The sequence below is a fragment of the Mesorhizobium sp. P2_D5 genome, from assembly GCF_056404355.1.
Window position 1 is genome coordinate 150,878 of record NZ_JBFUEE010000008.1, and the last position, 18,921, is coordinate 169,798.

Genomic DNA, 18,921 nt, shown 5'->3' on the forward strand with positions numbered 1-18,921 from the left:
TGTCGGCTCGGAGCTTTTCAGACTTTCGCGCCGAGTTCCCGCAACCGCTTCACCGCGGTTGACGGCAATGCCGGCGGGTTGGGCGTGCGGGATGCCTCGATGAGAAGCTGGTCACAGGCAGCCTCGGTTTCACCGATCAGCCGGGCCATGAATTCGTCCTTGCCCAAGCCCGGCGGAATCGGCGGCAGGAACCGCGCCTTGATCGTGCCGGGGAAGCGCAGGAATTTGCGGCGCGGCCAGTAGAGACCGGCGACATGGGCGACCGGCACCACCGGAACGCCAAGCTGCGAATAGATTTCGACGATGCCATATTTGTAGGCCGGCTCGTCGCCCGGCGCGCGGCGCGTCCCCTCGGGATAGATGATCAGCTGGCGTGGGTTGCGCGCCATTTCCTGCCTGGTGGCGGCGACCACCGCCTTCAACGCTTTCGAGCGGCTGCCGCGGTCGACCGGGATCATGCGCATCTTCATGATGTACCAGCCGAAGAACGGGATCCAGGTCAGTTCGCGCTTGAGGATGTAGAGCGGATCCTGGAGGAACGGGAAGAAGGCGATCGCGTCCCAGAACGATTGATGCTTGGGCGCCAGGATGAAGGAACCCTCGGGCAGGTTTTCCAGGCCGGTGATGTCGCTCTTGGTCCCGGCAATCTTGTCATAGAGCCACATGCACGTGCGTGACCAGAATTTCGGCACGAACCAGGCGCGGTGCCGGGGCGACAGGAAATAATAGGGGGTCCAGAGGATCATCTGGACGATCAGATTGACGTAGAAGACGAAATTGAACGCCAGCGATCGGACATACAGCATGGAGGGAGGCCCGGTGAGAGGTGTGCGTTGGTTACACCAAGCGCGGCGAAAAAGGAAATGGCCGCGAGCCGCTCTGACGAGCGAAGGAGAACGATGGTCGGGCGGCCCGTTTCAGCTACGTCAATCGCGCCAGCCGCTCCTTCAGACGCGGGGCAGCGAAATCGAGAAAGGCGCGCAGCTTGACCGGCAGCAGGCCGTGGCCGGCATGTACCAGGCTTACCGGCCATGGTTCAGGCTCGAACTCCTGCAGCAGGATGCGCAGCGCGCCTGACCGCAGTGCGGCTTCGATCTGGTAGGAAAGCACTTTTGTCACCCCGATGCCGGCAATCGCGGCGTCGATGGCCGCCTCGGCGGTGTTGACCTGAAGCCGCGAGCGGACCTGAACCGGGACTTCCGTCCTGCCCTGGGCGAAGCTCCAGGTGGYGGCGGAAGCAAGTCCCTCGAAGGTGATGCAACTGTGTGTTTCCAGATCCTGTGGGGTCATCGGCGTGCCATGCTCGGCCAGATAGGCCGGGCTCGCACAAGCGACGCGGCGGATCGAGCCGACAGCAATGGCGACCAGGCTCGAATCAGGCAACTGGCCGATGCGAATGGCGAGATCGAAATGGTCCTCAACCAGCTGGGTTATACGGTCGGCTAGCGTCAGGCGAATGTTCACGTCGGGATAGGCCGCGAGAAAACCGGTGACGACCGGCAGCACGTGCAGGCGGCCAAAGACGACCGGCGCGGTGATGGCCAGTTCGCCGGTCGGAGCGCTGTATTCGCCGGCCGCCGTGCGTTCGGCCTCACCGACATCGTCGAGGATGCGGCGGCAGGCGGCAAGATAGGCCTGGCCGGCGTCGGTCGGCGTCAGCCGGCGCGTCGAGCGGTTCAACAGGCGTGTGTTCAGATGTCGTTCGAGATCGGAAACCTTGCGGCTGACCGTCGCCAGCGGAACGCCGAAACGGCGGGCCGCGGCGGAAAGGCTGCCGGCCTCCACCGCAGCGACAAAGAGCGACATGGCTTCGAGACGATCCATAGCTTCTTCCAGAAAATGGAAGGACGGATTGCGAATATGTCATCTGCATTTGAAGGATGGAAGGCTTTATATCACATTGCTGGCCTGCCTATAGCATGGCCTCAACGAGCAAGGAGTCATCATGTCCGAAAGCCGGCCGCCGCTGCCGCCGTTCACAGCCGAGACCGCCGCGCAGAAGGCGCGCATGGCCGAGGATGCCTGGAATTCACGCGATCCGGCCCGAGTGGCGCTTGCCTACACGACGGATAGCCGCTGGCGCAATCGCGCCGAATTCCTGCAAGGCCGCGATGCCATCCAGGCGTTCCTGACGCGCAAATGGAGCCGCGAACTCGACTACCGGCTGATCAAGGAGGTCTGGGCCTTCCACGGCAACCGCATCGCCGTGCGCTTCGCCTATGAATGGCACGACGACAGCGGCTCATGGTTCCGCAGCTACGGCAACGAGAACTGGGAATTCGACGAACACGGGCTGATGCGCCTGCGCATCGCCAGCATCAACGACCTGCCGATCGGCGCGGCCGATCGCAAATATCACTGGCCGCTCGGCCGGCGCCCGGACGACCACCCGTCATTATCGGAGCTTGGGCTCTAGGGTCGCCCGGGCAAGGAGGCTTTCATGAATGCTCATGCTTTCACCAGCGACGTCGCCTTCACGCGGACCGTCAAGGCGATCCAGGCCCGCAAGGGCTCACGCCAGTCCTATGCCCGCGTCGAGGAGCGTGGCGGCTGGCAGGCCGATATCACGCCCGACCTTGCCGCCTTCATCGAGATGCAGACCAGCGTCTTCCTGTCGACGGCCAATGGCGATGGCCAGCCCTACATCCAGCATCGCGGTGGACCCGCCGGGTTTCTCAAGGTGCTGGATCAACACACGATCGGCTTTGCGGATTTTGCCGGCAACAGGCAGTTCATCACGCAGGGCAACCTGGCCGACAATCCGCAGGCCTTCCTGTTCCTGATCGATTATGCCCACCGGCAGCGCATCAAGATCTGGGGCACGGCCCGCGTCGTCGAGAACGATGCCGAGCTGATGGCGAGGTTGATGCCGCAGGACTACAAGGCGCGTCCCGAGCAGGTCATCCTGTTCACGGTCTCGGCCTGGGACTCCAATTGCCCGCAACACATCCCGCAGCGGTTCGAGGCGGCTGACGTGGCAGCGGCGCTTGGCGAACGGGACAAGCGTATCGAGGGCCTCGAACAGGAGATAGCGCGTCTCAAGGGGATTTCAGGCGCTGCGGCCGGGGCAGGTGCCACAGCCGAGGAATGAGGTTCAGCCGCCGGCCGCGGTCTCGGCCAGCGCGATACCGTCCGGCGTCGGCTTCATCGGCACGATGCCGCGCGCCAGCGCCAGCAGATACTTATTGTATTCGGTGAACAGCACGCGCAATGCGCGGGGCTTGGTCAGCCAGCTGCCATTGTCGAGGTTGGTGTTGACCACCGGATACGGTTCGAGCTTGGCGCCATGCAGCAGCCGGCCCATTTCCAGCAGGCTGCGCGGCATATGATAGTTGTTGGTGACCAGGATCACCGTGCCATAGGCATGGCTCTCCACCCATTTTGCACTCTCCTCGGCATTGCCGATCGTGTCCAGCGCGGCGCGGTCGATGTCGACGCAGCAGGAGAACAAGCGCTTGTCGCCACCGATCGCCGCCTGCAGCTGGCGGCGGCTGGCGGAAGGATGCACGCCGCTGATCAGCAGCCGCTCGCCCTTGCCCGACGCCAGCAGATCCATGGCGGCGTCAAGGCGGGACTGGCCGCCGGTCAAAACGATGATCGCGTCGGCCTTGGCCGGATTGGCGGGCGTCGTCAGGTGGCTGACCTTGTTGGCGAACCAGCCAAAGCCGCCGGCAAACAGAGTTGCGAGGATGAGCAGGGAAAGCGCGGACAGGCGCAGAGCAGCTTTTAGGCGGCTGACCTTGCCGTGGTCGCGCGAATGGGCAACCACCACTGGCATCTGCCCAGCCGTCCCGGTCGTTTGCCGCGCGTCCATCGCCATATGGTTAATCCCCAAATGTGGCTTTGGGTAGTAGAAAGACGCACTTTGCGTTACGCCAATTCTCCATCCGTGATCATCCTGTTTCTATCGATGTCATTGTCCTGGAATGGTTTCTGCTCCCAAGTGACGTGAATTAGCCGGCATCCGGCTGGCGAACCTCGATGTCGCTGAGATAGGCGACGACGGTGGCGTGCGAGGTTGCCGCCGTCAGTGCGCCGATCACCAGCACCATGAGAAAGACGCCGAGATAGCCTGCCGAGCCGATGGCGAAATTGCCGAACAGCGCGGTCGCCTGGTCGGCCTGCGGCGTCGCCATGTTGCGCGACGACCACCAGGAAAAGACGATGAACACGAGCACAGCCGCGGCTCCGCCGGCGGCGGCACCCTTCATGCCGGTAACCAGGAAATGCCGGCGGAATTCACGCGCGATGAAGCTCGCCTCGGCGCCGACAAAATGCAGAACCTCGATGATGTGGCCATTGCCCGCCATGGCGCCGCGCGTCGCGAACACCACGGTCAGCACGGTCGCCGACAGCATCAGCGCCAGCACGGCGATGCCGATGGTCACCGTGGTGCGGGCCATGGCCACCAGCCGGTCGACCCAGGTGCGGTGATCGTCGAGCGATGCGCTTGGCAATTTCGGCGTGATCGCGGCGCGCATGGCGGCGAAATCGGGCGGGCTGCTCTCGTCGATGGTGACGATGATCAGGCGCGGCACCGGCAGCTCGTCGATGTTGAGGCCGGAGCCCAGCCACGGCTCCAGGAGCCTCGCGGTCGCGTCGCGATCGATGATCCGGGTCGCCTTCACGCCGGGAAACTCGCTGGCCATTTGCGAGGCCTCCACAAGGGCGGCCTCCATGTCTAGGCCGTCGACAGGCTTGATCTGGATCGTCGCCTCGCGCGAGATCTGGTTCTCCCAGACCGAGGCGGTGTCACGCACCAGCGTCACCGCGCCGAAGGTCAGGCAGGACAGGAAGGTCATGATGGCAATGACCAGCACCAGTGCCCGGCCGGCGATATTCTGCGCCGGCACGATCGGCGCCATCCGGCGCTGGGCACGCGGCCTCGCCTCGGCGTCCTCGGCGTCCTGCTCCTGCTGTTCAAGATGTTCGGCGGACAGCTCAGTCATAGATGTCCAGCCTTCCGCCGGCCAGGATCATGCGGCGCGCGTCGACCTGTTCCATCAGGCCAAGGTCATGGGTCGCGATCACCACGGCGGTGCCGAGACGGTTGAGCTCGATGAACAGCCGCAGCAGGCGTCGCGCCAGCGGCGGATCGACATTGCCGGTCGGCTCGTCGGCCAGCAGGATCTCCGGCTGCTCGATCAGCGCACGGGCGATCGCCGCACGCTGCTTCTCGCCGCCGGACAGAACTGGCGGCAGCACATGCATGCGCTCGCCCAGGCCGACCCATTTCAACAGCTCGGTGACATCGGTGCGGTAGCTCGCCTCCTCGCGTCCGCGCACGCGCAGCGGCAAGGCCACGTTCTCGTAGGTGGTCATATGGTCGAGCAAGCGAAAGTCCTGGAACACCACACCGATACGACGCCTCAGATGCGGCAGTTCGGCGCGCGAGATGCGCGAGCGGTCCTTGCCGAAAATGGTGATCAGCCCGCGCGTCGGCTTCAACGACATGAACAGCAGGCGCAGCAACGTCGTCTTGCCGGCACCCGAAGGCCCGCTCAGGAACTGGAAGGAGCGCTCCGGAATGTGCAGGGAGATGTCACGGAGGATTTCCGGACCCATGCCATAGCGGAGGCCGACATTTTCGAAGCGAATCAATTTCGGCGACCTGAAATTCGCGGCGGCAGCGAGCCAGCCTGTTCTGGGTAATGACCATCGGCCGGCATGGTTAACCGGCGGTTAATTCTTGGGCTTTTTCGGCTCTTCACTCGGGCTCCGGTGGGGAAGCGTTAACCATTTGTGTTTACTCAAAAGAAACGAAAAGCGAACACGTGCTGCAATGCTGGGGCCATGATGGCTGACGATAGAACCGCGCGCCCGGTTTCCGGCGAAATCATGACCGATCCGGCGGCAATTGCCGCAACGGACCGGTTCATGCGCGCTCCAGCGGCCGACATCGTCGATGCCGACTACGTGGTGATGTCGCGCCTTGTCCCCGCCGCGGAAAGCGTTTCGCAGCTGCCACGCGCGATCGTCACGCCGCCCATCGAGGGCATGGACATGCTGCGCAAGCCCGAGGCCCCGGCGGAGCGGCCACCGGCTTCACGCGGCGGGCCGATCTTCTGGATCGCCGGCATTGGCGCCGCGTTCGCCGCTTTCTGGGTCTCCGGAGGGCATGCGCTGGTGCGCCAGGCGCCGTTCCTGTCCAGTGCGCAGGCGTCGGCGCTGAGCATTTCAGGCGTCACGTCACGCGTCGACGCCTCCGGGCCGAACCCCGTGCTGTTCGTCGATGGCGAGGCCGCCAATGACGGCGCGAAACCGGCGCCGCTGCCGCCGCTCGAAATCCGGGTGACCGGCAATGACGGGCGCACGACCCGCTATTCGTTGGGGACATCCGGTCGTTCGCTGGCGTCGGGCGAAAGATTCGGCTTTGCCAGCCGGCTCGACGTGCCTAAGAACGGCGTAAGAACCGTTTTGGTCACTTTCGCCCAATAGGCGATCACCGAGGAAGACCACCAATGCCAAACGTACGCGGCAAGGACATCGAGGTCCTGTTTTCGGCATCGGCGATCGCACGGCGCAATCTTGAACTCGCCAAGGAGATCGCCGGCCACGATTATCACGATTTGCTGGTGATTTCGGTGCTGAAGGGCTCGTTCATCTTCGCCGCCGACCTGATCCGCGCCATGCATGATGTCGGGCTGTCGCCGGAGGTCGAATTCATCTTTATTTCCAGCTACGGCGCCGGCACCACAAGCGGCGAGGTGAGGGTGCTGCGCGATATCGACAATGAGGTGGCCGGCCGTGACGTGCTGTTGATCGACGACATTCTCGAATCGGGCAAGACGCTGAGCTTCACCCGCGACCTGATGCTGTCGCGTGGCGCCAAGAGCTGCGCCATCGCCGTGCTGCTCGACAAGCGCATGCGCCGCCAGACCTCACTCAACGCCGACTATGTCGGCTTCGACTGTCCAGACTATTTCGTCGTCGGCTACGGCATGGACGTTGCGCATGCCTTTCGCGAATTGCCGTTTGTCGGTGTCGTCAAAGGCGACGTGTAAGCGACGTTCAAAAAGGCTTGTTAGCCTCCTGCGCCTTCAGAAAAAGTCAACTTTTCGCAGCCAAACATGGCCGCCATGGCAAAGCTTCTGATCGTCGAGGACGATGAGTCCGTCCGCACCCTGGCCGCCCGCGCGCTTGAACGCGCCGGACACACAATCGATATCGCCGCGGACGGCGCGCAAGGCCTTTCGCTGATCCGAGCCGCAAATGGCGGTTATGATCTCGTCGTCTCCGACATCCGCATGCCAGAGATGGACGGCATCGAGATGGCGATTGCGGCGGCAGCGCTCTTCCCCTCGATGAAGATCATGCTGATGACGGGCTATGCCGACCAGCGCGAGCGCGCCGAGGAGCTGAACGGCGTTATCCTCGATGTCGTACAGAAGCCCTTTACGCTGGCCGAAATCCGCTCCCGCGTCGAACGGGCGCTGATCTGCTTCGCCTGATCAGGCTGGATCGGCTGCAGCGAGCACGGGCGGAGCACTCTTGCGGCGTTCGAAGTTGAGCGCCAGCAGGCCGGCGCCGATGATGAGCGCCGCGCCGATCACGGTCGTTGACCGTGGCACCTCGGCGAAGAACAGGAAACCCCACAGCGGCGACCACAGGATGCCGGTGTATTCGAAGGTGGCAACGCGGTTGGCCGGTGCCATCCGGTAGGCCTGCGACAGCAGGACCATGCCGGCGGAGGCGACGAAACCGCAGGCCGCCATCTTGAGAAAATCAGGCAATGTCGGCGAGCGCCAGGGCCGCACCAGGAATTCGAGGCTTGGGTGGACGGCGTGGGTGATGCCGGCCAGGTGAAACGTACCGGCAACCACGGCGGCGCCGACCAGATAGGCGCCGTTCTGGTAGAAGGCCATGACGGTGGACGATTCGGTATCGCCCATCTTGCGGGCCATCAGCTGCGAAAAGCCGTAGAGCGCCGCCGAGCCCAGCGACAGCAGCGCCGCCCAGTCGAACAGACCGGCGCCCGGGCGCAGCATCACGAGGACGCCGAACAGCCCGATCAGCACGGTCGCCAGCGTCTGCCAGGGGACGCGCTCGCCAAGATAAGGCCCGGCCAGCACCATGATGAACAGCGGCGCCATGAAATAGAGCGCCACGGCGTCGGCCAGCGGCAAGGCGGCGATAGCCAGATAGTACACCGTATAGGAGGTGAACTGGATGAAGGCGCGCATCGTCAGCATGCCGAATCGGCTCGACAGGATCGCTGGCAAGCCGACATCGACATGGACGAGAACAATCAGGATCGGCAAGGCGACAATCGAGCGGATCGCCATCACCTCGGTCACCGGATAGCCGCTCGACACGGCTTTGACGAGCGGGTCCTGCAGCGAGAAGACCAGCACGCCAAGGCACAGGCTCAGGATGCCAAGGACCATCCGGTTCTGCATGTGCCTTCGGGGCTCCCTGCAAGCGAAAAAGAACCCGCCACCGTTTCGGGCAGCGGGCATGAGTGAGGACTCTTCGAATTGGTCCGCGGCCGATTTCGCAGCCGCATATCCAATGGGTGAGGCGACTATCGTTCGGCGTTTGACATGTTGCAAACGAATTGGAATGATATCAGTGATCAAAATTCCTTATGGCGGATTTCATGCGACCGACCCTCGACAGCGACCTTCTGCGCACCTTCGTGGCTATTGCCGAAGCGGGCAATTTCACCAGGGCGGCGGAGCAGGCAGGCCGTACCCAGTCGGCGGTGTCGATGCAGATGAAGAAGCTCGAGGACCTGATCGGCGACACCCTGTTCGAGCGTGGTTCACGCGGCGTCGTGTTGACGCGGCGCGGCGGCGAACTCATCGTCAATGCTCGCCGCATCGTCTCGCTGCTCGACGAGACGGCGGCATCGATGGCGGCGGCACCGCTTGGCGGGCCGGTGCGCATCGGCATTCCGGAGGAGTATGGCCACGCGATCCTATCGCGCGCGCTCGGCGCCTTTTCGAAGCGCCACACCCAGGTCGAGGTCACCGTGCGCTATGCGCATTCGGGGGCGCAGGTGGCGGCGCTCGCCGCCGGCGAACTCGATCTGTGCGTGGTTTTCGAATGGCAGGATCCTGCCGGCGGCGAAGTGCTGATGCACGATCCGACCGTATGGGTGACATCGACCCTGCATCACATGCATGAGGAGCGGCCGGTGCCGATCGCGCTCTACAACCGGGCCGGCTGGTGCAAGGATTTTGCCGTCAAATCACTGGAGCAGCGCGGTCTTGCCTATCGCGTCGCCTATACCAGTGACACGACTGGCGGCCTAAAGCTCGCCGTCACCTCCGGGCTGGCGATCGCGCCGATCTCGCGCAGCAACATTCCGGCCGGCTGCCGCGAACTGACGTCGGCGGACGGGTTCGGCGACATCGATTCCTCGAATGTGGTGATGCACCGCAACCCGAATGCCTCGGGTGAGGCGATCGACGGCATGCAGGAGGCAATCCGCGAAGCGTTCGTCAACAGGCAGATCTAGTGCCTGTCGTCCAAGCTGTGCAGCGGTCTTGGGATAACGACATGCACAAACAAAGACTCAAGCGGCCGCTTCCTCGTGGAAATGCAGCCGGTTGCCGAACGGATCGGCGACCGATATTTCGCGGGATTTCCACGGCGTTTCCTCCAGACCCGGCCTGGCGAAGCGGTAATTTTTTCCGATCAGCTCGCGATGAAGTGCCGCGATGTCCTCGACCTTGATGCGCACGGCAATGCCAGGCGCGCCGTCGCCGTGATGTTCGCTCAGATGCAGCACGCAGCCGTCTCGGCCGACCGCCATGTAGAGCGGCGCGTTGTCGTCGAAGCGATGCTCCCATTGCACCTCGAAACCAAGGAAGCCGACATAGAACTCACGTGCCTTGGCAATGTCGAAGATGCGCAGGATGGGCGTGACGGCGCCAAGTTTCGGCATGGTGTTGCAACCGTTCGAGTGTCTTCGGGTGAGGTTGGAAGCGGGGCGGCGATCCCTATTTCAGCTCGAGCAGCCGTTCCAGATAGCTGCGTTCGATGTCGGGGCTGAGCGCATTGCCGAGCCGCTTGCGGATCGCTTCCAGAATCTGGCGGGCGCGCTGCACGTCGATCTCGTCGGGCACTTTCACCGAATCGCCGAAATCAGGGCCCTGGCTGGCGCGCGGACGGCCCAGCGGGTCACGGTCGGCGTTCTGCTGGCGGCCACCTTCCTCGCTGCCGCCCTGATCGCCCTGCATGGCCTGCATCTGCTTCATCATGTCCTTGGCGCCCTTGCGCAGCGCTTCCAGCGCCCGGCCCTGGTGGCCGACCGCCTGATCGCCGTCGCCTTCGCCGAGCGCCTGTTCGGCATTGCCCATGGATTTGCCGGCCTCGCCAAATCCCTCGTTGGGCTCCATGCCCATGCCTTCGAGCCCCTTCTTCAGCTGCTCGAGGTCGCTTTTCAGCTGGCCCTGGCCCTGCTGCAGCTGCTTCAGCGCATCGGCGAATTCCTGCGGTGTCATCGGCTTCTGCTGGCCATCCTCGCCGGGCTTGCCGTTTTCGCCCGATTGACCTTGCTCACCGTCCTGGCCCAGCTGCTCTTCACGGTTCTGTCCGCGCTGGCGCTCGCCGCGCTGCATCTGGTCCATGCGGAATGTGTCGTTCATCATCTCCTGCTGGCGCCGCAGGATTTCGCCGAGCTTGTCCATCTGCTGGCGCATCTCGCTGTCCTGCTGGCCGCCTTGCTGCTGACGGCCGGCCTGGAGATTGTTCATCATATCCTGCAGTTGCGACAGCAATTGCTGCGCCTTGTCGCGATCGCCCGACTTCGCCAAGTTCTCGATCTGGTCCATCATGCGGTCGATATCGCTCTGGCGCAGTTCCTGGCCGTTCTGCTGCATCTGCGGCGCGTTGGGATTCTGCTTGGCGCGTTCGGCGAATTCCTGCAGGAACTGGTTCATCGCCTCGCGCAGTTCCTTCATCGCCTTTTCGATTTCCGCGTCGCTGGCGCCGTTCTTGATGGCGTCCTGCAGCGCCTGCTGCGCCTGGCGCAGCCGCTTTTCGGCGGCCGAGAGATTGCCTTCCTCGATGCCGAGCGCGATTTCCCAGAGATAGGACACCTCGCTGCGCAGCTGGTCGTCATTGACGGCCATCTTCAGCCGGCTGCGGGCGCTCATGATGGCGAGGTAGTGGGACATGTTGTCGAACGTGTCCTCGGGCCGCAGCGTGATTGCGTCCATCAAGTCGAGCACGTGAGGCTTGGCGTTGGCGTCGAGCGCCAGCAGGCGGCGCTGCTCGAGCACCGCGCGCGCCAGCGGGTTGGCGAATGGCCGCTGCGGCATAACCAGCGTCTTGGTCTCGCTCGACGCGGTGTGCCCGGCATCGTCGGTGGCGACCAGCGTCAGCTTGATGCTGCTGCCCGCCCAGACATGCTCGGTCAGGTCCTTAGTCGTCCGGGCGGCATTCGACTTGCCGCCGCGACGCGGCAGCGACAGCGGCATTTCAGGCGGACCATAGAGCGGATGTGCATTGGGCGCCTGCGGATCGGCGAGCGCGAAAACCGCCTTGGCATTGGCGGCGCCATAGTCGTCGTCGATCTGGTAGTTGAGCTCGAAGGCGCCGTTGGCGGCGCGCTTCGGCTCGCCGACGAAACGGATCTGCGGCGGCTTGTCCGGCATGACCGCGAAGGCCCAGCGGCCGAGCTGATCCTCGCCCGACGTCAGCGTCAGGGTGCCGTCGCCGGTCAGCTTGCCGGTGAACTGGCGCACCTTGGATGGCGTTGCCGGGCTCGCCGCCGGCTTGGCCGTGGCGGCAGCCTGCGGGCCGGCCGGGTCGATGGCGCGGGAATTGCCGTTCTTGTCGGCATAGGCGAGCGTTTCCTCGCCCGAACCGCCGGTGACGCGCAGCGAGACGTCGCTGCCTTCGGGGATGATGAAGGTCGGCGTCGCCTGGTTGACGTCGGCGGTCAGGAAGATCGGCGGCTTGCCGGTATAGGCCGGCGGCGTCACCCAGGCGTCGATGCGCGGTGGTATGGCATCGTGGACGCCATGGGCACTGAACCCGTCGACAATCCTGCCGCCGCTCGGTCCGAAGGAGAAGGCAAAGGCGGTCACCAGCAAAAGTGCGGCCACCGCGCGCAGACCCCAGCGGTCGCGCTCCGGCACGCGCGTGCGAGGCAGGTCGGCGCCAAGGCTGTCGAGCTTTCCGGCCATGCGCTTCTGGTGTTCGCGCCACAGTGCCTGCGAGAAGCTGCTTTCTCGGCCGCTCGGCCGCTCGGTCTGCACCAGCACCGGGCTGTGCAGCAATTGATTGGCCGCTTCGATCCTGCGGTCGATTTCGGCGGCGCCCGGCAAGCGGAAGAAACGCAGCGGATAGAGTGCCGCAAGTGCTGCCACACCGAATGCGGCGAGCAGGCCGATGCGCGCCACGTCCGGCAGGCGCGAGAAGATGCCGAGCCAGGAGACGCTGAGGAACAGGCTGGCGACGATGACGAGCGGAAGCAGCAACGGCCAGCCACGCTCGACCATCATCGAGACCCGCGTCGCCAGCCGGCTCAAGGCAAGGCGCCGGGCCAGACCGCGATGGCTGCTGAAGGTGGGTCGTTGCGTCATCGGCCCTTCCATGGGCGGGCAGGATAGCCCGATCCTCACGACTCGAAGAATACCAGCAAACACGGCAAAGGCGAGGCAGTTTGAGAAAACGTGAAGCTGCCGGACTGGTTGCTGTCAGAACGTGGCGGGGTTGGCGTTGGCACCGCAGACCAGTATGGCGACCCTTTCGCCGGGCGCGGGCTCATACCGCCCGGACAGCACGGCCGCGAAGGCGGTGGCACCGCCCGGTTCCGAGATGATGCGCACCCGGTCCCACAGCGCCTTCTGGGCAGCGACGATGTCGTCGTCGCTGACCAGGATCGAGCGTTCGACAAAGGCCTCGGCGATCGGGAACATCATTTCGCCGACGCGCTTGGGCGCCAGCGAATCCGCGGCGATGCCCTCGGCCGGCGCGTCGACGGGGCGGCCGGCCTCGAAGGCGCGGTAAAGCGTTGGCGCCCCTTCCGGCTCGATGGCGATGATGCGGATGCGGCCGGCGAACCAGGCGGCGATGCCGCCAATCAGGCCGCCGCCACCGACGGCGACCAGCAGCGTGTCGATCTCAGGCAAATCGCTCTCTATTTCCAGCCCGAGCGTGCCTTGGCCGACCAGCGTCTCCTCCTGGTTGAAGGCATGGATCTGCAAGGCACCGGTTTCCTCGGCGAAGCGCTCGCTGGCAGCCAGCGCCTCGGCGTAGCGGGCGCCGCCGACGATGAGCTCAGCGCCGTAGCTGCGGATCCGCTCCAGCTTTGCCGGCGGGCTCACCTCGGGAACGAAGATGGTCGCCTTGTGGCCAAGCCGCATGGCGGCGTAGGCGACCGCTGCGCCATGGTTGCCACCTGATGCGGCGACGACGCCGGCCTTTGGAACCGTTCTCTCCAGGAGGTTGGTGAAAGCGCCGCGCGCCTTGAACGAGCCGGAATGCTGCAGGCACTCGAGCTTCAGGTCGATGGTCAGCGGCGGGCGGTCGAAGTCGGCCATGTCGACGCGCAGCACCGGCGTGTGGCGCACATGCGGCCGAATGCGCGGTTCCATCGCGGCAATGCGTTCGCGTGTGACGGTGTTGCCGTTGCTCATGGACGTCTCCCTGGGATTGACAGTAATTAGTAACTTGGCAAAATAGCTAAATGCAAGAGGTTGATGTCTTCAAGGCGATCGCCAACGAACGCAGGCTGCAGATTCTCGACTGGCTGAAGGACCCGCGCGCGCATTTCCCGCGCCAAGCCGATGGCGATCTGGTCGAGGACGGCGTTTGCGCCCTGCTGATCGCCGAGAAGCTCGGCATCACACAGGCGACGCTCAGCGAACACATGCGCGTGCTCACGCAGGCCGGCCTGCTGCGGGCCAAGCGCATCAAGCAATGGACGTTCTACCGCCGCGACGAGGACAGGATCGCCGACACAAGGGCACTCATCCAGAACCGGTTGTAGCGCCGCCGGCGCAGCGTTTCGGACGGAGCAGCGTCTACCTTAGCCAGTCGGGTACCGAATCCAGCCCGATCAGGTCGTCATAGGTCAGGCGCGGGCGCACGATGTGGAACCGATCGCCGTCGACCAGAACCTCGGGCACCAGCAGGCGGGTGTTGTAGGTGCCGGCCTGCACCGCGCCATAGGCGCCGGCGGTGGAAACGGCAATCAGGTCGCTAGCCTTCAGCCTGGGCAGGTCACGGTCGAGGCCGAGATAGTCGCCGGTCTCGCAGACCGGGCCGACGACATCGACCATCATGCGCGGCGTGTCGGCCGGCGGCTGCACCACCGGCTTTATGTCATGGAAGGCGTCGTAGAGCGTCGGCCGGATCAGGTCGTTCATGGCGGCGTCGACGACGAGGAAATTCTTGGCGTCGCCTTCCTTCACGAAGATCACTTCCGAGACGAGGATGCCGGCATTGCCGACGATCAGCCGGCCGGGTTCGAACATCACCTTGAGCCCGAGCTTGGTGACATGCTTCCTGACGATCTGGGCATAGGCGTCCGGCAAGGGTGGCGGGTTGTTGTCGACACGGTAGGGGATGCCGAGGCCGCCGCCGAGATCGATATGCTCGATGGCATGGCCGTCGGCGCGCAGCGCGCCGACCAGATCGACAAGCAGGGCGAAGGCGTCGTCGAAGGGCTGCAGCTCGGTGATCTGGCTGCCGATATGGGTGTCGATGCCGGTGACCTTGAGGCCTGGCAGCTGTGCGGCACGGGCATAGACCTGACGCGCCCGTTGCCACGGAATGCCGAACTTGTTCTCGGCCTTGCCGGTGGAAATCTTCTTGTGGGTCTTGGCGTCGACGTCGGGATTGATGCGCAGCGAGATCGGCGCCACCTTGCCAAGGGCGGCGGCACGGGCCGACAACAGTTCCAGTTCCGGCTCGGATTCAACATTGAAACAAAGGATGCCGGCGGCGAGGGCAAAGTCCATTTCGCGTGCGGTCTTGCCGACGCCCGAAAACAGGATCTTGCTTGCCGGGATGCCGGCCGCCAGCGCTCGCCGCAATTCGCCTTCCGACACCACGTCGGCACCGGCCTCGAGCCTGGCCAACGTCCGCAGCACCGCCTGGTTGGAATTAGCCTTCATGGCATAGCAGACCAGCGCGTCGAGTCCGGCAAAGGCCTGGGCAAACACCCGGTAGTGCCTGGTCAAGGTGGCCGTCGAATAGCAATAGAATGGCGTGCCGACCTGTGCAGCGATATCAGGGATCGCCACGTCTTCGGCATGCAGCACGCCGTCGCGGTAGTCGAAATGGTTCACGAGAGTGGTTCCGGAAGTTGGAGCACGATGAGACCGGGTTCAAAAGACCAACCCGGTGTCATCGGCACTAGATCAGCGGGTCGAGGAAGAACTTCTTGTCCTTGACCGGTTTTTCCGGCTCCGGCGGCACGGGCTGGTGCGCCTTAGAGGCATCCTTGCGCGCCTGGACGGCTGCCTCATAGGGCGAGTCGAGGGCGCCCCTCCGGCCGCAGGCCGAGACGGCCGCAATCGCCACCAGCAGCGTCAGCGTCACCAAAATCCTGCTTCCGGTCATCGATCCATCCGTCCGAAACTTTTTCCAGCCGCCGCTTTTAGCCGAGTTCTCAGAGCATTGCACCCCGGATATTGCTGGTCGCAGTATCCGGGATCATGCCTTGGCGATGCGCTTTTTCCAGCCGCGGATCTGCCTTCTGACTTCCGACGGCGCGGTGCCACCGAAACTGGTGCGGCTCTTCACCGAGTTCTGCACCGCCAGCACCGAAAAAATATCCGCCGTGATGCCGGGATTGATCGACTGCAGGTCTTCCAGCGAAAGCTTCTCCAGCCCCACTTTCTTGTCTTCGGCCAGCGCCACCGCCCGGCCGGTGACATGATGCGCCTCGCGGAATGGCAAGCCGAGCGTGCGCACCAGCCAGTCGGCAAGATCGGTGGCGGTCGCGTAGCCCGAGCCGGCGGCCTTTTTCATCGCCGCTGCGTTGATCGTCATGTCCGAGACCATGCCGGTCATCGCCGCCAGCATCAGGTCGAGCGTCTCGGCGGCATCGAACACCGATTCCTTGTCTTCCTGCATGTCCTTGCCATAGGTCAGCGGCATGCCCTTCATCACCGTCAGCAGGCCGACCAGATGGCCGGTGACGCGGCCGGTCTTGCCGCGCACCAGTTCGGCGGCGTCGGGGTTCTTCTTCTGCGGCATGATCGACGAGCCGGTGGAAAAGCTGTCCGACAGCCTGACGAAGCCGAATTGCGGCGTCGACCAGATGATGATCTCCTCGGCGAGCCGCGACAAATGCGTGGCGCAGATCGCCGCCAGGGCGAGGAACTCCAGCGCGAAATCGCGATCCGAAACGCTGTCCAGCGAATTGCGCATCGGCTCGCGGAAGCCGAGTGCCTTGGCGGTTCTGTGGCGGTCGATCGGGAAGCTGGTGCCGGCAAGGGCCGCGGCACCGAGCGGGCTCTCGTCCATTCGTTCGATCGCGTCGCGAACCCGCGACAGGTCACGCGCAAACATCTCGACATAGGCCATGCAGTGATGGCCGAAGGTCACCGGCTGCGCCGCCTGCATATGGGTGAAGCCCGGCATCACCGTCGCCGCATGCTCCTCGGCGCGTGCCAGAAGCGCTTCGATCAGCCCTTTCAACGCTCCGGCGAGGCGAAGGCACTCGTCCTTGACCCACAGCCTCAGGTCGACCGCGACCTGGTCATTGCGCGAGCGGGCGGTGTGCAGGCGGCCGGCCGCCGGTCCGATCAGGTCGGCGAGGCGAGCCTCGACATTCATGTGAATGTCTTCCAGCCGGGTCGAGAACTCGAACGTGCCGGCCTCGATCTCTTTCAGAATCGTGTTCAGCCCGTGAGCGATTTTTTCTTGATCGGCAGCCGAAATAATGCCCGTTTGCGTCAGCATCTCGCTATGGGCGATCGAGCCTCGGATGTCTTGCGCATAGAGCTTGCGGTCGAACGAGATCGACGCGTTGATCGCTTCCATGATCGCGGCCGGACCCGAGGCAAAACGTCCGCCCCACATCTGGTTGCTGGTCTTCTTGTCGCTCATGGCTATAACCCGTGCTTCGGAGCAGTTTTGAGAAAATGGCAGACGGTAATAGATTCTTCCCGGCCCCGCGCCTGATCCTCGCCGCTTTGGTGGCGGGCGCGCTGGCCGGCGCGGTCGCGGTATATGTCAGCGAGAGCCGGTCTGGCAACAACGCCGAGCACCAAGCGGCCATCGGCGACAGCAAGGACGATGTCGCCTGCGCCGCCAAGGGCGAGCGCGCCAAGAAGGTGGCGGCAGCGGCCACCGGCGAGGTCGCGGCATTGTTGCCAGCCGATCCGCCGCAATCGTTGAAGAGCCTTGCCTTCAATGGGCCGGACGGCAAGCCGATGACGCTCGCCGACCATGCCGGCAAGACGGTGCTGCTCAATCTGTGGGCGACATGGTGCGCGCCGTGCCGTGCCGAAATGCCGGCTCTCGATGCGCTGCAGAAGGAAAAGGGCAACGACGCCTTTGAGGTGGTCGCCGTCAATGTCGATGCCGGCGACGATGTGAAGCCGAAGAAGTTCCTCAGCGAGACAGGCGTCGAGACGCTCGGCTACTACCGGGATTCGACAATGGCCGTGTTCAACGATCTCAAGACGCGCGGCCTGGCGCTCGGCCTTCCCGCCACCATGCTGATCGACGGTGAAGGCTGCCTGATCGCCCACATGAACGGCCCTGCCGAATGGTCGGGCCCGGACGCAAAGCGGCTGGTCGAGGCCGCGCTCCAGCCCGAAAGCTAGGCTCTGTCCACACTCAGTGCAGGCGCGGGTGCGAAGGCCAGGACGCTTCTGTTGCGCTGGCCGGCGGCGTCGTTGCTGACCGTGGCTGCGTCGACACCGGTCAGTTCGCCGAACTCCTCGATAAGGCCAGGCCTGCCGATATAGTAACCCTGGCCGATCTCGCAGGCTTCGGCATCCAGGAATTTCAGCTCGCCGAGCGTCTCGACACCCTCCGCCAGAACCGGCAGGTCGAGGCCGCGCCCGAGCCCCAGAACGACGCGCACGATTGCCGCGACCTGGCCGTTCTTGTCGACGGATTTGATGAAGGAGCCGTCGATCTTGATCTTGTCGAAGGGAAAGGCGCGAAGGTTGGAAAGCGAGGAATAGCCGGTTCCGAAATCGTCCATGGCCACCCGCACGCCCAGCGCCTTGACCTGCCGCAAGGTCGCCAGCGCGCGCGGCATGTCTTTCACAAGCGCCGTCTCGGTGATCTCAAGTTCCAGCCTGCCGGGCGCAAGACCGGAATTCAGCAGTGTTTCGTGGACCTTGCGGCTGAAATTCGGATTGTGAAGCTGCACCGCCGAAACGTTGACGGCCACCGTCAGCGGATTTTCCCAGCGGGCGGCTTCCTCGCAGGCCGCCGTCAGCACCCATTCGCCAATCTGGCCAATGGCTCCACTGTCTTCGGCGATCGGGATGAAAATGGTCGGGGGCACGTCGCCGCGCGTCGGATGCCGGAGCGCGCCATGCCTTCGTCGACCTCGGACAGCAGCACGACGTCCGGGAGACTGGCCGATAAGCGTGGCCGCGACGGCATCGCCGTGGCCGAGCCGATCGACGTTCCAGGCCACCACGGTGAGCGTCTCGCCGGCGCTTTCGCGTGTGGCCCTGCCGCCGATTTCGATCTGACCCAGTGCGGGAGTGGCGGCAGCGAGGCGCAGATGGGTGGCGCTATCACGCGGCCCGTCGCGCATGGCCTCGCGGTCGGCGATCGGCACATGTCAGCTGCGAGACAAGCATTTCGTCTATCCATTTTTAGCCGGTTAACGACCTGGGCCTTTACGCCAGTTTTCGACGCCCTAGGTACCTGGGGCGCCGATATGACGGTTTCATTTCATGCCGGTGCAAGCCGTCGAGGGAGGAGAGATTGGCTGTCCACAGGCCTGAAAAGGCACAGCAGAACTGTCACATACTTTCTCTA

At 64.2% G+C, this 18,921-nt stretch carries 20 protein-coding genes and 1 pseudogene; 8 read left to right on the top strand and 13 right to left on the bottom strand.

The window, feature by feature from the left end; translation table 11 throughout:
* Nucleotides 1-17 precede the first annotated feature (17 nt).
* Nucleotides 18-806 carry a lysophospholipid acyltransferase family protein gene (locus tag AC1DYW_RS28440; RefSeq protein WP_457152224.1) on the bottom strand — a complete coding sequence of 263 codons (789 nt, stop codon included), beginning with the start codon at nucleotides 804-806 and terminating at the stop codon, nucleotides 18-20.
* A 115-nt stretch (nucleotides 807-921) separates the two neighbouring features.
* Nucleotides 922-1,824 (bottom strand): LysR family transcriptional regulator, encoded by a 903-nt coding sequence (locus tag AC1DYW_RS28445; protein WP_477228396.1) that lies wholly within the window; start codon nucleotides 1,822-1,824, stop codon nucleotides 922-924.
* Nucleotides 1,825-1,945: 121 nt separating this feature from the next.
* Here AC1DYW_RS28445 and AC1DYW_RS28450 point away from each other — a divergent pair, with 121 nt between their 5' ends.
* Complete coding sequence (locus tag AC1DYW_RS28450; protein ID WP_111544521.1) at nucleotides 1,946-2,416, top strand: nuclear transport factor 2 family protein; 471 nt, start codon at nucleotides 1,946-1,948, stop codon at nucleotides 2,414-2,416.
* A 24-nt stretch (nucleotides 2,417-2,440) separates the two neighbouring features.
* Nucleotides 2,441-3,091 (top strand): pyridoxamine 5'-phosphate oxidase family protein, encoded by a 651-nt coding sequence (locus tag AC1DYW_RS28455; RefSeq protein ID WP_457152222.1) that lies wholly within the window; start codon nucleotides 2,441-2,443, stop codon nucleotides 3,089-3,091.
* Between the two features lie 3 nt (nucleotides 3,092-3,094).
* On the opposite strand, the gene AC1DYW_RS28460 is transcribed toward AC1DYW_RS28455, so the two are convergent.
* The 3 genes from AC1DYW_RS28460 to ftsE all read right to left on the bottom strand — a co-directional run bounded on the left by AC1DYW_RS28460 (nucleotide 3,095) and on the right by ftsE (nucleotide 5,601).
* Nucleotides 3,095-3,820, bottom strand: coding sequence for a YdcF family protein (locus AC1DYW_RS28460; protein ID WP_457152221.1), 726 nt, complete (start codon nucleotides 3,818-3,820; stop codon nucleotides 3,095-3,097).
* 133 nt (nucleotides 3,821-3,953) lie between these two features.
* Nucleotides 3,954-4,949: a cell division protein FtsX gene (locus AC1DYW_RS28465; RefSeq protein ID WP_457152220.1), complete on the bottom strand. Its 996-nt coding sequence runs from the start codon at nucleotides 4,947-4,949 to the stop codon at nucleotides 3,954-3,956.
* Entirely contained in the window at nucleotides 4,942-5,601 is a 660-nt protein-coding gene (ftsE, locus tag AC1DYW_RS28470; RefSeq protein ID WP_027023302.1) for a cell division ATP-binding protein FtsE, read from the bottom strand. Before ftsE ends, AC1DYW_RS28465 begins: the two co-directional genes overlap by 8 nt.
* A gap of 192 nt (nucleotides 5,602-5,793) precedes the next feature.
* Here ftsE and AC1DYW_RS28475 point away from each other — a divergent pair, with 192 nt between their 5' ends.
* From AC1DYW_RS28475 to AC1DYW_RS28485, 3 genes are all read left to right on the top strand, one after another.
* A complete protein-coding gene (locus AC1DYW_RS28475) occupies nucleotides 5,794-6,438 on the top strand; it encodes a hypothetical protein (RefSeq protein WP_457152219.1) in 645 nt (214 codons plus the stop codon).
* A gap of 23 nt (nucleotides 6,439-6,461) precedes the next feature.
* Entirely contained in the window at nucleotides 6,462-7,004 is a 543-nt protein-coding gene (gene hpt / locus AC1DYW_RS28480; RefSeq protein ID WP_477228397.1) for a hypoxanthine phosphoribosyltransferase, read from the top strand.
* Between the two features lie 75 nt (nucleotides 7,005-7,079).
* Nucleotides 7,080-7,451 (top strand): response regulator, encoded by a 372-nt coding sequence (locus tag AC1DYW_RS28485; RefSeq protein WP_477228458.1) that lies wholly within the window; start codon nucleotides 7,080-7,082, stop codon nucleotides 7,449-7,451.
* Here AC1DYW_RS28485 and AC1DYW_RS28490 read toward each other — a convergent pair whose 3' ends face one another.
* On the bottom strand, nucleotides 7,452-8,399 hold the full coding sequence (locus AC1DYW_RS28490; RefSeq protein ID WP_477228398.1) for a DMT family transporter: 948 nt from the start codon (nucleotides 8,397-8,399) through the stop codon (nucleotides 7,452-7,454). It abuts the gene before it with no gap.
* Nucleotides 8,400-8,599: 200 nt separating this feature from the next.
* Here AC1DYW_RS28490 and AC1DYW_RS28495 point away from each other — a divergent pair, with 200 nt between their 5' ends.
* Nucleotides 8,600-9,463, top strand: coding sequence for a LysR family transcriptional regulator (locus AC1DYW_RS28495; protein WP_095085020.1), 864 nt, complete (start codon nucleotides 8,600-8,602; stop codon nucleotides 9,461-9,463).
* A gap of 57 nt (nucleotides 9,464-9,520) precedes the next feature.
* Here the strand turns inward: AC1DYW_RS28495 and AC1DYW_RS28500 are convergent, their stop codons facing one another.
* From AC1DYW_RS28500 to AC1DYW_RS28510, 3 genes are all read right to left on the bottom strand, one after another.
* Nucleotides 9,521-9,892 carry a glyoxalase superfamily protein gene (locus AC1DYW_RS28500; protein WP_095084877.1) on the bottom strand — a complete coding sequence of 124 codons (372 nt, stop codon included), beginning with the start codon at nucleotides 9,890-9,892 and terminating at the stop codon, nucleotides 9,521-9,523.
* Between the two features lie 55 nt (nucleotides 9,893-9,947).
* On the bottom strand, nucleotides 9,948-12,539 hold the full coding sequence (locus AC1DYW_RS28505; protein WP_477228399.1) for a TIGR02302 family protein: 2,592 nt from the start codon (nucleotides 12,537-12,539) through the stop codon (nucleotides 9,948-9,950).
* A gap of 114 nt (nucleotides 12,540-12,653) precedes the next feature.
* Nucleotides 12,654-13,595 (bottom strand): threonine/serine dehydratase, encoded by a 942-nt coding sequence (locus tag AC1DYW_RS28510; RefSeq protein WP_477228400.1) that lies wholly within the window; start codon nucleotides 13,593-13,595, stop codon nucleotides 12,654-12,656.
* A gap of 50 nt (nucleotides 13,596-13,645) precedes the next feature.
* On the opposite strand from AC1DYW_RS28510, the gene AC1DYW_RS28515 reads away from it, so the two are divergent.
* Nucleotides 13,646-13,948 (top strand): ArsR/SmtB family transcription factor, encoded by a 303-nt coding sequence (locus AC1DYW_RS28515; protein WP_095084875.1) that lies wholly within the window; start codon nucleotides 13,646-13,648, stop codon nucleotides 13,946-13,948.
* Nucleotides 13,949-13,982: 34 nt separating this feature from the next.
* On the opposite strand, the gene lysA is transcribed toward AC1DYW_RS28515, so the two are convergent.
* The 3 genes from lysA to argH all read right to left on the bottom strand — a co-directional run bounded on the left by lysA (nucleotide 13,983) and on the right by argH (nucleotide 17,019).
* Complete coding sequence (gene lysA, locus AC1DYW_RS28520) at nucleotides 13,983-15,251, bottom strand: diaminopimelate decarboxylase (protein ID WP_477228401.1); 1,269 nt, start codon at nucleotides 15,249-15,251, stop codon at nucleotides 13,983-13,985.
* A gap of 67 nt (nucleotides 15,252-15,318) precedes the next feature.
* Entirely contained in the window at nucleotides 15,319-15,525 is a 207-nt protein-coding gene (locus AC1DYW_RS28525) for a lipoprotein (RefSeq protein WP_111544266.1), read from the bottom strand.
* Between the two features lie 93 nt (nucleotides 15,526-15,618).
* On the bottom strand, nucleotides 15,619-17,019 hold the full coding sequence (argH, locus tag AC1DYW_RS28530; protein ID WP_477228402.1) for an argininosuccinate lyase: 1,401 nt from the start codon (nucleotides 17,017-17,019) through the stop codon (nucleotides 15,619-15,621).
* 35 nt (nucleotides 17,020-17,054) lie between these two features.
* Between argH and tlpA the strand changes: the two genes are divergently transcribed.
* The gene (gene tlpA, locus AC1DYW_RS28535; protein WP_477228403.1) at nucleotides 17,055-17,741 is read left to right on the top strand and encodes a thiol:disulfide interchange protein TlpA; all 687 of its coding nucleotides are present in this window, start codon (nucleotides 17,055-17,057) and stop codon (nucleotides 17,739-17,741) included.
* Here tlpA and AC1DYW_RS28540 read toward each other — a convergent pair.
* A pseudogene (locus tag AC1DYW_RS28540) lies at nucleotides 17,738-18,457 on the bottom strand (EAL domain-containing protein); the annotation flags it as partial. The gene tlpA and the pseudogene AC1DYW_RS28540 sit on opposite strands and share 4 nt — an antisense overlap.
* Between the last annotated feature and the right edge of the window lie 464 nt (nucleotides 18,458-18,921).

What these genes read in the sequence shown, in the direction of transcription:
- AC1DYW_RS28440 (WP_457152224.1), bottom strand. Translation starts at nt 806, where the DNA reads ATGCTGTATGTCCGATCGCTGGCGTTCAATTTCGTCTTCTACGTCAAT.
- AC1DYW_RS28450 (WP_111544521.1), top strand. Translation starts at nt 1,946, where the DNA reads ATGTCCGAAAGCCGGCCGCCGCTGCCGCCGTTCACAGCCGAGACCGCC.
- AC1DYW_RS28455 (WP_457152222.1), top strand. Translation starts at nt 2,441, where the DNA reads ATGAATGCTCATGCTTTCACCAGCGACGTCGCCTTCACGCGGACCGTC.
- AC1DYW_RS28460 (WP_457152221.1), bottom strand. Translation starts at nt 3,820, where the DNA reads ATGGCGATGGACGCGCGGCAAACGACCGGGACGGCTGGGCAGATGCCA.
- AC1DYW_RS28465 (WP_457152220.1), bottom strand. Translation starts at nt 4,949, where the DNA reads ATGACTGAGCTGTCCGCCGAACATCTTGAACAGCAGGAGCAGGACGCC.
- AC1DYW_RS28475 (WP_457152219.1), top strand. Translation starts at nt 5,794, where the DNA reads ATGATGGCTGACGATAGAACCGCGCGCCCGGTTTCCGGCGAAATCATG.
- hpt (WP_477228397.1), top strand. Translation starts at nt 6,462, where the DNA reads ATGCCAAACGTACGCGGCAAGGACATCGAGGTCCTGTTTTCGGCATCG.
- AC1DYW_RS28485 (WP_477228458.1), top strand. Translation starts at nt 7,080, where the DNA reads ATGGCAAAGCTTCTGATCGTCGAGGACGATGAGTCCGTCCGCACCCTG.
- AC1DYW_RS28490 (WP_477228398.1), bottom strand. Translation starts at nt 8,399, where the DNA reads ATGCAGAACCGGATGGTCCTTGGCATCCTGAGCCTGTGCCTTGGCGTG.
- AC1DYW_RS28495 (WP_095085020.1), top strand. Translation starts at nt 8,600, where the DNA reads ATGCGACCGACCCTCGACAGCGACCTTCTGCGCACCTTCGTGGCTATT.
- AC1DYW_RS28500 (WP_095084877.1), bottom strand. Translation starts at nt 9,892, where the DNA reads ATGCCGAAACTTGGCGCCGTCACGCCCATCCTGCGCATCTTCGACATT.
- AC1DYW_RS28505 (WP_477228399.1), bottom strand. Translation starts at nt 12,539, where the DNA reads ATGACGCAACGACCCACCTTCAGCAGCCATCGCGGTCTGGCCCGGCGC.
- AC1DYW_RS28510 (WP_477228400.1), bottom strand. Translation starts at nt 13,595, where the DNA reads ATGAGCAACGGCAACACCGTCACACGCGAACGCATTGCCGCGATGGAA.
- AC1DYW_RS28515 (WP_095084875.1), top strand. Translation starts at nt 13,646, where the DNA reads ATGCAAGAGGTTGATGTCTTCAAGGCGATCGCCAACGAACGCAGGCTG.
- AC1DYW_RS28525 (WP_111544266.1), bottom strand. Translation starts at nt 15,525, where the DNA reads ATGACCGGAAGCAGGATTTTGGTGACGCTGACGCTGCTGGTGGCGATT.
- argH (WP_477228402.1), bottom strand. Translation starts at nt 17,019, where the DNA reads ATGAGCGACAAGAAGACCAGCAACCAGATGTGGGGCGGACGTTTTGCC.
- tlpA (WP_477228403.1), top strand. Translation starts at nt 17,055, where the DNA reads ATGGCAGACGGTAATAGATTCTTCCCGGCCCCGCGCCTGATCCTCGCC.